This is a genomic window from Bowdeniella nasicola, assembly GCF_900107735.1.
In the GTDB taxonomy this organism is placed as follows: domain Bacteria; phylum Actinomycetota; class Actinomycetes; order Actinomycetales; family Actinomycetaceae; genus Bowdeniella; species Bowdeniella massiliensis.
This window is the reverse complement of sequence record NZ_FNQV01000012.1, coordinates 1-12,750: the sequence shown is the minus strand read 5'-3', so window position 1 is coordinate 12,750 and position 12,750 is coordinate 1. Positions and strand designations below refer to the sequence as shown.

At 68.0% G+C, this 12,750-nt stretch carries 12 protein-coding genes and 1 pseudogene; 9 read left to right on the top strand and 4 right to left on the bottom strand.

Translation table 11 applies throughout. From position 1 onward, the window contains the following. Positions 1-9: 9 nt before the first annotated feature. The 9 genes from BLU67_RS09360 to BLU67_RS09320 all read left to right on the top strand — a co-directional run bounded on the left by BLU67_RS09360 (position 10) and on the right by BLU67_RS09320 (position 9,328). On the top strand, positions 10-1,542 hold the full coding sequence (locus BLU67_RS09360; protein WP_092565304.1) for a bifunctional folylpolyglutamate synthase/dihydrofolate synthase: 1,533 nt from the start codon (positions 10-12) through the stop codon (positions 1,540-1,542). A gap of 4 nt (positions 1,543-1,546) precedes the next feature. Further along, positions 1,547-2,332 carry a CDP-alcohol phosphatidyltransferase family protein gene (locus BLU67_RS09355; RefSeq protein WP_092565302.1) on the top strand — a complete coding sequence of 262 codons (786 nt, stop codon included), beginning with the start codon at positions 1,547-1,549 and terminating at the stop codon, positions 2,330-2,332. A 2-nt stretch (positions 2,333-2,334) separates the two neighbouring features. Beyond that, on the top strand, positions 2,335-3,357 hold the full coding sequence (dhaK, locus tag BLU67_RS09350; RefSeq protein ID WP_092565300.1) for a dihydroxyacetone kinase subunit DhaK: 1,023 nt from the start codon (positions 2,335-2,337) through the stop codon (positions 3,355-3,357). Between the two features lie 23 nt (positions 3,358-3,380). Next, positions 3,381-4,073 (top strand): dihydroxyacetone kinase subunit DhaL, encoded by a 693-nt coding sequence (gene dhaL / locus BLU67_RS09345; RefSeq protein ID WP_092565298.1) that lies wholly within the window; start codon positions 3,381-3,383, stop codon positions 4,071-4,073. Next, complete coding sequence (gene dhaM, locus BLU67_RS09340) at positions 4,073-4,879, top strand: dihydroxyacetone kinase phosphoryl donor subunit DhaM (protein WP_092565296.1); 807 nt, start codon at positions 4,073-4,075, stop codon at positions 4,877-4,879. Before dhaL ends, dhaM begins: the two co-directional genes overlap by 1 nt. Before the next feature lie 232 nt (positions 4,880-5,111). Further along, the gene (locus tag BLU67_RS09335) at positions 5,112-6,446 is read left to right on the top strand and encodes a hypothetical protein (protein WP_092565294.1); all 1,335 of its coding nucleotides are present in this window, start codon (positions 5,112-5,114) and stop codon (positions 6,444-6,446) included. A 131-nt stretch (positions 6,447-6,577) separates the two neighbouring features. Next, on the top strand, positions 6,578-7,039 hold the full coding sequence (locus BLU67_RS09330; protein WP_092565292.1) for a DUF4233 domain-containing protein: 462 nt from the start codon (positions 6,578-6,580) through the stop codon (positions 7,037-7,039). Positions 7,040-7,044: 5 nt separating this feature from the next. Continuing rightward, positions 7,045-7,470 (top strand): nucleoside-diphosphate kinase, encoded by a 426-nt coding sequence (gene ndk / locus BLU67_RS09325; RefSeq protein WP_092565290.1) that lies wholly within the window; start codon positions 7,045-7,047, stop codon positions 7,468-7,470. A 121-nt stretch (positions 7,471-7,591) separates the two neighbouring features. Continuing rightward, a complete protein-coding gene (locus tag BLU67_RS09320; RefSeq protein ID WP_222842450.1) occupies positions 7,592-9,328 on the top strand; it encodes an alpha-amylase family glycosyl hydrolase in 1,737 nt (578 codons plus the stop codon). Here BLU67_RS09320 and BLU67_RS09315 read toward each other — a convergent pair. The 4 genes and pseudogenes from BLU67_RS09315 to BLU67_RS09300 all read right to left on the bottom strand — a co-directional run. Next, positions 9,325-10,371, bottom strand: coding sequence for a glutathione synthetase (locus tag BLU67_RS09315; RefSeq protein ID WP_092565286.1), 1,047 nt, complete (start codon positions 10,369-10,371; stop codon positions 9,325-9,327). The two genes, BLU67_RS09320 and BLU67_RS09315, sit on opposite strands and share 4 nt — an antisense overlap. A 50-nt stretch (positions 10,372-10,421) precedes the next feature. After that, positions 10,422-11,630 (bottom strand): peptidase MATCAP family protein, encoded by a 1,209-nt coding sequence (locus tag BLU67_RS09310; RefSeq protein WP_222842449.1) that lies wholly within the window; start codon positions 11,628-11,630, stop codon positions 10,422-10,424. Beyond that, the gene (locus tag BLU67_RS09305; protein WP_092565284.1) at positions 11,627-12,466 is read right to left on the bottom strand and encodes an N-formylglutamate amidohydrolase; all 840 of its coding nucleotides are present in this window, start codon (positions 12,464-12,466) and stop codon (positions 11,627-11,629) included. Before BLU67_RS09305 ends, BLU67_RS09310 begins: the two co-directional genes overlap by 4 nt. Further along, a pseudogene (locus tag BLU67_RS09300) lies at positions 12,414-12,750 on the bottom strand (integrase core domain-containing protein); the annotation flags it as partial. The pseudogene BLU67_RS09300 and the gene BLU67_RS09305, both read right to left, overlap by 53 nt.

Here is a 12,750-nt window from a genome sequence, read left to right as displayed (position 1 = left end):
GATAGGTCCATGACACCTGAGGATCACGAGGACTATCTCGACGAGGAGCGCGAGGTCGAACAGGCCGCCGCCGCGGAGGCCGCCCACGAGGCGGCGCTGAGCGACCTGCTCACCTCGGCACTCGTCGCCGGCCCGGACCCCTCCGTCGTGGCGGAGGTCAAGGCCAGCGACGACGTGGAGCAGGCCGAGGTCGACGCGCTCGCCGAAGCGGAGGTGGCGCGCATCTACCGCGACATCCTCACGCGCAACCCCGAGCATGATTTCGAGCCGACGATCTCGCGCGTGCGCCGCGCCGCCGAGCTGCTTGGCTCCCCGCAGCACGATTTTTCCGCCGTGCACATCACCGGCACGAACGGCAAAACCTCGACGGCCCGCATCAGCGAGGCCCTCATCGCCGAGCGCGGGCTGCGTGTCGGGCGCTTCACCTCCCCGCACCTGCACGACGTGCGAGAGCGTATCTCGATCGACGGCGAGCCGATCTCGGCGGCGGACTTCGTCGACGTCTACCGCGAAATCGAGCCGATCCTCGACATCGTCGACGCCGAGTCCACCGAACGCGGCGAGCCGCGCCTGTCATTCTTCGAGGTCTTCACCCTCATGGCGATCGTGGCGTTTTCCAACGCGCCCGTCGACGTCGCCGTCATCGAGGTGGGCATGGGCGGCACCTTCGACGCGACGAACATTATCGACGCCGCCGTCGCGGTGCTCACGCCCATCGACCGCGATCATGAACGCTACCTCGGCACCGAGCTGACGCAGATCGCCGGCGAGAAGGCCGGCATTATCAAGCCGGGCGCGAGCGTCATCTCCGCGACGCAGCGCGAGGAGGTCGACGGCGTCATCCTCGCCGCGGCCGCCGCTGCCGGGGCGCGCCTGCTGCGTGAGGGTAGCGAGCTGTTCGTTGTCGACCGCCAGGTCGCCGTCGGCGGCCAGTTCCTCACCCTCGCCACGCCCGCCGCCACCTACGCCGACATCCTGCTCTCGCTGCACGGCGCCCACCAGGCCCACAATGCGCTGCTCGCGCTGGCCGCCGTCGAGGCGCTGTTCGACGGCGAATCACTGCCGGCCGAGGTCGTTGAGCGCGCCATGATGGCCGTCGCGAGCCCGGGCCGCCTGGAGGTCGTGCGCTCCTCGCCGACGGTCGTCGTCGACGCCGCCCACAACCCCCACGGCGTCGCCGCCACCGTCGCGACGCTGGAGGAAACTTTCGGCTTCACGCGCCTCGTCGGGGTCCTTGGCGTCCTTGCCGATAAGAACGTCGAGGCGATGCTCGTCGAGCTCGAACCGAGCCTCGATGCGATCGTCATCACCGAGGTCATGAGCGAGCGCGCCCTGCCGGCAACCGAGCTCACCGAACTCGCGATCGAGGTCTTCGGCGAGGACCGCGTGCGCCTCGCGCCCTCGCTAGGCGATGCGCTGGAGCAGGCGGTGACTCTGGCAGAATCGGAATCCGGACCGGCCGCGACGACGGGCGTCATCGTGCTCGGTTCCGTCTATCTCGCCGCTGCCGCGCGCGAGATTCTCGGCAAACGAAAGGTCTAAGCAGATGACGGCAGCCAGCCCGGGGGGAGCGGACGGCAGTGTGTGGCGCAACGCGCGCTCGGCCAATTATCCGCAGCTGAGCCTGAAACAACGCCTAGCCGTCTGGTCGGTGCACGGCTTCACCATGACGGGCGTCATCTGGGCGTGCCTCGCGACGATCTCGCTCGCCCACGGCCGCATCCTGCAGATGTGGGGCTGGCTCGCGATCGCGCTGCTCGTCGACGCCCTCGACGGCACCTTCGCGCGCCGCGCCGACGTAAAAAACCGCGTCCCCTGGTTTGACGGTTCGATCCTCGACAACATCGTCGACTTCATCACCTGGACGTTCCTGCCCGCCATCTTCATGTACCTGCACGTGGACTTCGGCGCCAAGTGGATCGCGATGATCATGATGATCCTCGTGTGCGTCTCCTCCACGTTCTGCTACTGCAACACCCAGGTCAAGGCGCACGACCAGTACTTCGTCGGCTTCCCGGCCGCGTGGAATATCGTCGCCGCCTATTTCTGGCTGCTGCAAACCGGGCCGGTCATCAACGTCCTCGTGACGGTGCTGTTCGCGGCGTTGACGGTCTCTAACCTGACGTTCCTGCACCCGCTGCGGGTGCGCGCGCTCATGTTGCCCAACCTCATCGCGGTCAGCATCTGGTTTATCTGCCTCATCTGGCTGATGGTGGCCTTCCCGGCCCGGCCCGCCGCGATCTGGCTCGCGTTTTGGATTTCCGGAATATGGTTTATCGGCGTCGGAGTTTGGCGTACGTTTAAGGGGACAGCGCGCAACCAAGGAAGGTAGCGATGAAAAAGCTTGTAACCGCCCCCGAAACCGTCGTCGAGGACTATCTGCGGGGACTCGCCCTCGCCCATGGCGACCTCCTTGATGTCCACACCAATCCGAACTTCGTCCTGCGGGCCGACCGGCCAGCGCTCAGCGGACGCGAGCCGCAGGTCGCCGTCATCTCCGGTGGCGGCTCCGGCCACGAACCGCTGCACTGCGGCCTCGTCGGCCCCGGCATGCTCCACGCGGCCGTGCCCGGCCCGGTCTTTACCTCCCCGCCCGCCCCGCAGATCCAGGCGGCGACGATGGCCGCCGACGAGGGACGCGGCGTGCTCATGATCGTGAAGAACTATACGGGCGACGTCATGAACTTCGAGACGGCCGCCGAGTTGTGCGAACTCGACGACGTTGAGGTCGCGAGCGTTCTCGTCGCCGACGACGTGGCCGTCGAGGATTCGACGTTCACCGCCGGGCGGCGCGGCGTGGCCGGCACCCTCGTCGTGGAAAAGATCGCGGGCGCTGCGGCCGCGCGCGGCGATGACCTCGCGGCCGTGACCGCCCTCGCCGAGCGTGCCGCCGCGAGCGTGCGCTCCATGGGCGTCGCGTTGCGCGCGGGCGTGAACCCGAACCTCGGTCAGGCGACGTTCGATCTCGCCGAGGACGAGATCGAGCTCGGCATCGGCATCCACGGTGAGCCCGGGCGTGAGCGCGTCCCGATGCGGCCGGCCAAGGAGATTATCGGCTCGCTCATGGACGCGATCCTCGCCGATTTCGAGGCGGGCGAGGCGACGGCCGCCGATGGCGACGTCCTGCTGTTCGTCAACGGCATGGGCGCTACCCCCGATAGCGAGCTGCACCTGTGTTTCGCGCACGCCTACGACGCCTGCACCGCGCGCGGCATTGCCGTCACGCGCAGCCTCGTCGGCAGCTACGTCACGAGCCTGGACATGGCGGGCGTCTCGATCACGCTCGTGCGCCTGGACGCGGACCTGCTCGCGGCCTGGGATGCACCATGCCACACGCCGGCACTCGTCCGCTGCTAGCAACAACCTGAGACAATACGACCATGAGCGAGACACTTGCTGCCCCCTTCGTCACCGACTGGCTGCTGCGTGCGTGCGACGCGATGCGTGATGCGCGTGTGGACCTGATCGAGCTCGACCGCGCCATCGGCGATGGCGACCACGGCGAGAATATGGACCGCGGCTTTTCCGCCGTGCGCGAGCAATTGCGCGACGCCGACGCCGAAGCGAAGTCCATGAGCGAGCTGCTGAAGTCGGCGGCGATGACGCTCATGTCGACGGTGGGCGGCGCCGCGGGCCCGCTGTATGGCACCGCCCTGCTCAATGCCTCCCGCGCGGCCGACGGTGATGAGCTCGACGCTGCGGGGACGGCCGAGCTCGTGGCGGCGGCCCTTGCCGGCATCCAGAAGCGCGGCAAGGCCGATCGCGGCGAGAAGACGATGGTCGACGCCTGGGGCCAGGCCGCCGACGCAGCACGGGAGGCCGCCGACGCGGGGGCGAGCGCCGCCGAGGTCTGGCAGGCTGCCGCCGAGGGCGCGGCAGCGGGCGCGCAGGCAACCGTGCAGATGAAGGCGACCAAGGGCCGCGCCTCCTACCTGGGGGAGCGCTCCATCGGCCACCTAGACCCGGGCGCCGAATCCTCTCGTCTCATCCTCGCGGCCGCCGCAGCCGCAGCCGAAGCGGCCGGTAGTACTGCCGCCGGTGACGCTACTGTCGGCGCAGCCAAGGACGCGTAATGGCCGTCCAGCTCGTCATCGTCTCCCACTCCCAGCAACTGGCCGCCGGCGTCGTTGAGCTCGCCAGCCAAATGGCGCCCGGCGTGAGCTTTCACGCCGTCGGCGGCACGGATGACGGCGGCATCGGTACCTCGTTTTCCAAGGTGCTGAGCGCCGTCGAGGAGGTCATCGCCGCGGGGGATGACGCTGCCTTGCTGACCGACCTCGGCTCCGCGACGATGACCGCCGAGGCCGTGCTCGACTTCGTCACCGGCGCGAATCACGTGGCACTTGCCGAAGGGCCCCTCGTGGAGGGCGCCGTCTCGGGCGCGGTCGTTGCTCACGGCGGCGGGAGCCTGCGGGAGGTGATCGCCGCGGTCGCCGACGCCGTGACCTCGCTGCAGCCCGCGGAACCTGCCATGACGAGCGCCAGCCCGGCCGGCTCGAACGCACCAGGAGCCAGCGCCACCTCCGCCAGCTCCGCCAGCAACGGCGCCGCAACTAGCACCACCGCCGCCGGCGCCGCGGCCGAAGCCGCAGCCGAGGCCGCCGCCGCGAATCGCCTGACGACCGACCTCGTCTTGCGCAATGACGTGGGGCTGCACGCGCGCCCCGCCGCAGCCCTGTCCCGCCTGGCCGCGAGCTTTAACGCCACGATCACCGTGAACGACAAGCCCGCCACCTCCGTCCTCACCCTCATGGCGCTGGGCCTCGGCCAGGGCGCGACGATGCACGTCAGTGCTGCCGGCCCCGACGCACCGGCGGCGCTGGAGGCCATCACGGCGCTTGTCGAGCGCGACTTTGGGGACGCCCCGGCCAAGGCCTAGCCAGCCCGCCACAGCCGCCCCCAAGCGCGCTGCCTTAACCGCCGCGCGCCCACCGCGGGCAATTTCGGAAATTATTTCGCCCGACCTTTCCGCATGATCGCGCGAGGTTTCGATTTTCTGTGTCCTGGCAGCCCGCCAGGATGTGACATTTCGGGATGACGCGTCCTAGCGAGATTGCTAGCGTCGAGGGTGCACGCAAGATGATGTCACCTACCTAAGGGGCAGATGTACCGTGAAATCTCACCTGCGTTACCTGACCGTGGCCGGCGCGAGCGCGCTCGCCATCACCCTCGCCGCATGCTCCGGCGCCACCCCACCTGCGGACGGCGCGAGCCCGGCAACCGAGACCACCGTCGCCGAGGCGTCCTCCACGGATGAGACCGAGGCCGCGGCCACCGAGGCCGCCGCCGAGCGGCCCGATAGCAAGAAGAAAAAGGGCGACCTGTGGACCGCCGACGATAAGGCCGTCGAGATCACCGAGACCATTAAGGTCACCGGTGATGAGCCCGACGCCGTCGCCGAAGGCCGCTTGAAGCTGAACGAGGACGCCGAGCCGATCGAGAAGGTCGGCGAGCGCGAGGAAGACCTCGTCGCGCTGCTCGGCGAGGACTCAGCCCTGCTGCGGTCCATGCCTTCGCTGAAGGGCGCCAAGGAGCCCAACGACTGCCAGCTCATCATCCGCACCGGCGGCAAGGATGAGGTCATCGAGGCACCCGACGGGCAGGGCCGCCAGGCCCGCACCTGCGGCCCCGTGAGCGCGTCCGAATCCCACATCGCCTGGGTGGAGACGAAGGCCGGCGAGAACGTGGATTGGACGTACTTCGTCTACGACCGCGAGACGCAGAAGGTCGCCGCCGTCCACGAGGAAACCGGCGTGCCCGGCGGCGGCAGCGACACCTGGGGCTCCGGCCCGCGCATGAGCGTCATCGGCGAGCGCGTCTACTTCGAAAAGCCCGCCGAGGGCGAGGGCAAGGAAGGCGTCTTCGATATCGCCTCCACCAACCTCGCCGGCGAGGATCTGAGCCGTGCCGCCCAGGGCTCCAACCCCTTCAACTACGGCGAGCGCATCGGCTTCGTGCAGTGGCCGAGCGTCATCGAGGAAGGCAACACCGAGCCCGGCTTCGCGCTGCAAAACTACGACGCCGAGGGCACCATTCTCGTGCCGTTCCTCCAAGGCAACTTCGGGCAGCTGACGCAGGCGCCGATCGTCAGCACCGCACCCGGCATGGCGACGGCCATCCTCATCACGCCCGAGGGCGAAAACTCCAAGATCATCCTGTACAACCCGGACGACGAGACTGCCCAAGTCTTCGACCCGGGGGAGAAGGCCCAGCCGCATGACGTGTGGCTGAACGACGAGCTGCTCGTCTTCACCGGCGGCTCGGGCCTCGACAAGGACTTCGTCTTCGACCGAGGCGAGAACAAGCTGTACACGGTCAAGGCCGCCGAGTCCGGCGCGGGCGCCTTCCTCAACGGCTCGACGGTCGGCGTCACGATCGACGACGAGCGCCCCGGCCGCGAGGACTTCGGCCGCGTGGTCACCGGCACCTGGCAGGCCGCCGGCTAACCGCGCTCGCCGCGCCACCGCGCCTAGCGACGCAGCGCCCGGCGCCACGGAACGCGCACCCCCGCTACTGGCCTCCAGCCTCGGCTGGAACCAGCGGCGGGGGTGCGCGCTATCTATGGGAAGCTTAAGACGTGACAGCTCATCAACCTCCCGCAGCAGGCGCGCCCCAACCACGAAACGCCCCGCCGCCACCGCGCTCGGCGCGCTACCTGTTTTGCGTCGTCCTGCTCGTGCTCGAGGCATTCGTCGCGCTGTTTTTGGCGCTCGTGCTCTACGGGCTGCGCATCGTCGACGGGCAGAGTGCCGCCCTCATCGGGGGCGTCGTCGCCGCCCTCGCCCTGCTCGCCGCGGGCCTGCTGCGCACGCGCGCGGGCCTCATCGTCGGCACTGGCGTGCAGGTCGCGCTGCTCGCCTCCGGTTTCTGGCTCGGCGACATGTTCGCCCTCGGGGTGATCTTCGCCGTCCTGTGGGGCGTCTCCGTCTACCTCGGCACGAAAATCGATCGCGAACGCGCCGAGCGCTACGCCGCCGAAATCGCCCACGTGGAGCGGGACGAAGGGACCGCCGCCGGGGCGCCCGGCCCGATAGCATAGGCCCCATGAGCACTGTTGAACGCACCCTCATCCTCGTCAAGCCCGACGGCGTCAAGCGCGGGCAGATCGGCGAAGTCCTGCGACGCATCGAAGCCAAGGGCTACCGCATCGTCGCGCTGCACATGCGCGAAGCCAGCGCGGACCTGCTCGCCGAGCACTACGCCGAGCACACCGAAAAGCCGTTTTACGCGGACCTCGTCGCCTACATGTCCGACGGGCCTGTCGTCGCGATCGTCGCCGAGGGCGAACGCGTCGTCGAGGGCTTCCGCTCGCTCGCTGGCACGACGGATCCCACGAGCGCCGCGCCCGGCACCATCCGCGGCGACCTCGCGCGCGACTGGGGCACGGGCAACATCGAAAACGTCGTGCACGGCTCCGACGCACCGGAATCGGCCGCGCGCGAGATCGCGATCTGGTTCCCCGAGCTCTAAGCCTCACCGCGCGAGCGCGCCGCGAGCGCGCTACGATCACACTGTCGCGACACCGATGAGCGGTGGCGCGGCAGTTTTTCGTTGCGGGCTGCCCCGCTATTAACCGTGAGGACGGTAATCGATGAGTGAAGCACAACCGGGGATGGGCGCCTTTCCGATCGAGGGCGGGTACGCCTTTCGCGTCTGGGCGCCCAATGCCGACGCCGTACACGTCGTCGGCGATTTTAACGACTGGAATGAGTCCGCGAACGCGCTAGCCGATGAAGGCAACGGCCACTTCTACGGCGAGGTGCCGGGCGCGCAGACCGGTCAGGAATACCAGTTCATCATCACCAACGGCGAGAACTCGTTCTACCGCATCGACCCGCGCGCCACGCGCGTGACGAACTCCGTCGGCAACGGCGTGCTCTATAACCACGCCGACTTCGACTGGCAGGACGACGACGCGTTCGACACCCCGCGCGCGCACCAGCTCGTCATCTACGAAACGCACATCGGCTCCTTCGTTCCCGCCGACGATTCCGGCGCGGACCTGAACGACCTCACCGGCAAGCTCGGCTACCTGCGCGAGCTCGGCGTCAACGCGATCGAGCTCATGCCGCTCATGGAGTTCGCGGGCGATATCTCCTGGGGCTACAACCCGGCCCACATGTTCGCCGTCGAATCCAGCTACGGCGGGCCCGATGCGCTGAAGACCTTCGTGCGCGAGGCGCACAAAAACGGCATCGCCGTCATCGTCGACGTCGTCTACAACCACTTCGGCCCCTCGGATCTGTCCATCTGGCAGTTCGACGGCTGTAGCGAAAACGACAAGGGCGGCATCTACTTCTACCAGGACTGGCGCTCGTCCACGCCCTGGGGCGATACCCGGCCCGACTACGGCCGGCGCGAGGTGCGCGACTTCATCCTCGATAACGCCCGCATGTGGCTGCGCGACTACCACATGGACGGGCTACGGCTCGATATGACGCCCTACATGCGCGCTGGCAACGGCTTCGGCGATGATATCGAAGAGGGTTGGACGATGATGGGCGACGTGGCGCGGCTCGTGCGCTCGGAGTTCCCCGGCCGGCTCGCGATCGCCGAGGACCTGCACAACGACGCCGCTGTCACCGATCCGGCCGAAGGCGGCGGCGCGATGCACGCCCAGTGGGATAGCGAGTTCGTCCACCCCGTGCGGGCGGCCCTCACCACGCCCGACGACGCAGCGCGCTCCATCGATGCGCTCGCGGCGGCGATCACGCACGAATACCACCACCCCTTCGATCGCGTCATCTACACCGAATCGCACGACGAGGTCGCCAACGGTTCGGCGCGCGTGCCAAGCGAGGTCGATGAGGCCGACCCGACGGGCTGGGCCGCGCAAAAGCGCGCGACCCTCGGGGCGGTCCTCACGCTGACCGCCCCCGGCATCCCGATGCTCTTCCAGGGCCAGGAGTTCCTCGAGGGCGAATGGTTCCGCGACACCGTGCCGCTGGACTGGGAACAGGCCTGGGAGCTGCGCGACCTGACGCAAATGTTCCGCGACGTCATCTCACTGCGGCGCAACCTCTACGGCGAATCCGTGGCGTTGCAGGGCTCGCAGACGAACATCATCATCGCCGATAACGAGGCGAAGGTGCTGGCCTTCACGCGCGGCACGATCGACGGCGCGGCGGCGCTCATCGCGGCGAACTTCTCCACCGACGCCAAGCAAGTGCCGATCGACCTGCCGGGCAACTGGCGCGTCGTCTTTAACTCCGACGCGAGCCGCTACAGCCAGCTCTTTGGCAATCACGAAACGCCGGGCCTTGGCGAGGGCGGCACGAATCAGCTGGACATCGCGCCCTACTCGGCGGTCATTTACCTCAACAACTAGACGCTCGCGAGGCGGGCGTTAGTGAGCTCGTTGCCGTAGTGGTCGCGGATCGCGATCTTGCGCTCCAGGTCCGCGATCACGGCGGGGGCGAAGTCGACGTCGTAGAGCTGCTGGCAGGAGCCGAGCCCGCCGGGCGAGAAGACGTTGACCTCCATGAGCTTGTCGCCGACGATGTCGAGCCCGACGAGGAACATCCCGTCGGCCTGGAGTTTGGGGCGCACGAGCTCGACGAGGTGCAGCATCTCCTCGGTGACCTTCACGGCCTGGGCCTTACCACCGCTCGACATGTTCGAGCGCACATCCGAGCTGGAGGGCACCCGTCGGAAGGCCGCGTAGGCGTCGCCCACCTTCAGCGGCTCCCCGTTCATGACGAACATGCGCACGTCACCGTCCTTCGCCTCGGGAAGGTATTCCTGGGCGACGACGTAGCCGTCGCGCGAAATGGCCTCCACGATCTGGGCGAGGTTGGGCGATTCCTTCGTGTTGACGAGGAAGACGCCCGAGCCGCCCGAGCCCTGCAGCGGCTTGAGCACCGCGCGGCCGCCGAGCTCGTCGACGAAATCGCGGATGCGCTCCTCATTGCGTGAGATCAGCGTGCGCGGGCGCACCGCCTCCGGGAAATGCTGGAAATAGGCCTTGGAGAGCGCCCCGGCGAGCGAGGTCGGGTCGTTGACGACGAGGACGCCTGAGGATGCAATGAGCTGACCGAAGGCGACGCCCGCGGTGTTCGCCCATGGGTTTTCGCTCGCGTCATCGGCCGGATCGGCCCGCAGCATGATGACGTCGAAGTCGGACACCGAGACGAGCTTTTCCTGATCCGGCTTTTGCACGTCCTCCAAGTAGCGCTCCAGCGAGCGGTAGGACTTACCGGGCTGGCTGGCCGAGGCCCGCGCGGACAGCGTCGAGTCCGGCTCATAGCCGAAATCGCCCATGCCCATGAGCCAGGTCTCGTGCCCGGCCTGGGTGGCTGCCATCGCCAGGCGCGTCGTCGTATAAAACGGCTCCTCGGTTGCGACGTCGTTGACAACAAATCCGATTTTCATGCGGGGGTCCTTTTCCAGGTAGGAGGTGATGCGGCAAGAATGGTCGGGCGTTAGCTCTCGAGCGTCATGACGAGGCTCGCGAGGTCGGCGTCGGCGGCCGCGGTGAGGCGCTCGGCCATGAAGGGCTCCGTGACGTAGCGCGGGGTCAGGCGCGCGGGCGCGAGGATGCCGCGCTCGGCGAGGTCACGCACGAGCGGCAGATCCTGCAGCGCGAACTTGCCGAGCCACAGGTGTCCGAGGTTACCGTCCTCGCGCACATGGGCTAGCAGGTCGACGAGGCCGCGCAGGTAGATGGCGTCCTTGGTAAAGCCGCCGCCGCGGTAGACGCGCATGACGGTGGTGTAGGCGCTCGCGGGCGTGAACTCGGCGGCGGTCAGGGCGTTGAAGGCCTCGCGGAAGCTGGCGCCGGCGAGCATCGCGTCGACGGTGAGCACGCGCGCCGCGAGCTGCCGCAGCCGCGAGCGCGTGAGGCCACCGCAGGCGATCTCCGCGAGCACGGCCAGGCCCTCCTGGGTTTCGTCGTAGCGGGCCAGGCCCGCGCCGAGCAGCTTGATCGGCTGGTGGGCGCCGTTGACCTGCGTGACGAGGTGCGTGCCGACCTCGTGCTGCAGCAGCGCGTTCGCGCGCTCGCGAGCAATGTGCGCCGACTGGCTGATCATGAGCGTATCGCCGGCGACGAGGACGCCGACGACGTCGTCGCGCACCTCGGCGTTCATCGCGATGTCGCCGTCCTGCTCGCGGTAGTAGTCGAACTCGGCGAGCGCGAGCTTCCGAAATTCCTCGGCGTCGACGCTATCGGCGCGCGGCGCCTCGGGCGGCACGTCGGAAAGGAGGTGCTCGGCGACCTCGCGCAGGGCGGGCGTCACCGAGCCGTAGAGCTCGAGTGAGAGGTTCTTGAAGTCCGCGGTGCCGCGGGCGCGCAGCATCTCGATCTGCAGGCGCACGTCGCGGGCCTTGGCACGCAGCAGTGAACCGAGCGCTGGATCGGCGACGGCGTCAAAGGCGATGAAATTGAGCATCGCGTCGAGCACGTCCGGATCGGCGTCGAGCTCGCGGTAGGAAAACTCGGGCTCATCGACCTCGCCGGCGAGGAAGGGCTCGCGGATCTCGTCGGCGTTATCGGGCGTGACATCGAGCAGAAAACGCATCGAGGAGGACAGCAGCGCGAGGGCGTGATCGACGGCGAGGTCTCCGGCGGCAAGCCCCGTCGCGGCACCGCCCGGGCGGTCGGTGGAAACCTGCGCGTCCTCCTCGCTCACGGCGCCTCCAGCTTGTCGAGTGCCGCGAGCGTGGCGGGCACCGTCTCGCGCAGGGCCGCGTTCAGCGCCCGCAGGTGTGCCTCGTCGGGAATGCCGCTCCACTCGTCCATGAACGTCTTTTTGAACTCGAGCGCGAGGACGATGCCCGTCTCGGGGTAGTTCTCGTGCACCCACTGCGCGAGGTGTCCGCCGAAAAAGCGCACGTTCTCGCGCACATCGAGCGTGCCCCACGGCACGCGCTGGGCCTGCAGCGCGCCTATAAATGCGGTGACGATGCCGCCGAAGCGCTCGGAGTTGAGCGAGCCGGTGCCGACGTTGACCTCGGGGTTATCGGCCTCGGGGGCGGCGGGCCTATCGGCGCCGTCGCGGCGATGGTTATAGGAGTGCACGTCGTAGATGACGAACGGGCCATGCTTCGCGCACTCATCCAGACGGGCGCGCAGCTCGTCGTAAAACGCGGTGTGGATCTCGCGGGAGGCGGCGACGTTTGCCGCGTCGAGCTCCGTATCGTGCCAGACCTTCAGGTCCCAGGCCTCGGCGGGGCTGCGATACACGGCGCCGTCGGCGTCGCGGTTGAGATCCACCTCGAAGCGCGAACGGTCAACGTAGACGCGCGTATCGAAGCCGTCGATGAGGCGATCGGTGAACGGATCCTCCTCGCGCAGGCGATCGGCCTCGGGTAGGGCTATGAGCTCGGCGAGCTCGGGCCGCAGGCCGTGGCCGGCGTGGATAGCGGTGGCGATCAGGCGCGCGGGCCAGGTGCCAGCAAACTCGAAGGGGGCGCTAGATGTAGTTCCCCGTGAGGTTGTGAACGCGTTCTGATGGAGTAAGACCACCGATCCCGGTATGGGGTCTGTGATGATTGTAGTGATGAAGCTAGGCGCCGTAGGTTGCGGCCCTGGCTTCATCAGTGCCATAGGTGTCGGCATATGCCCATTCCTCAGCCAGTGTGCGGTTGAAGCGTTCGACCTTGCCGTTTGTTTGGGGACGATACGGACGAGTGAATCGATGTGTCACATGTTTGCCGAGCGATTCTTTGAAGAGCCCGGACCGGTAGCAGCTGCCGTTATCAGTCATCACCCCGGTGACCACGATCCCGGCGGCTGCGAAGAAGGTTCGT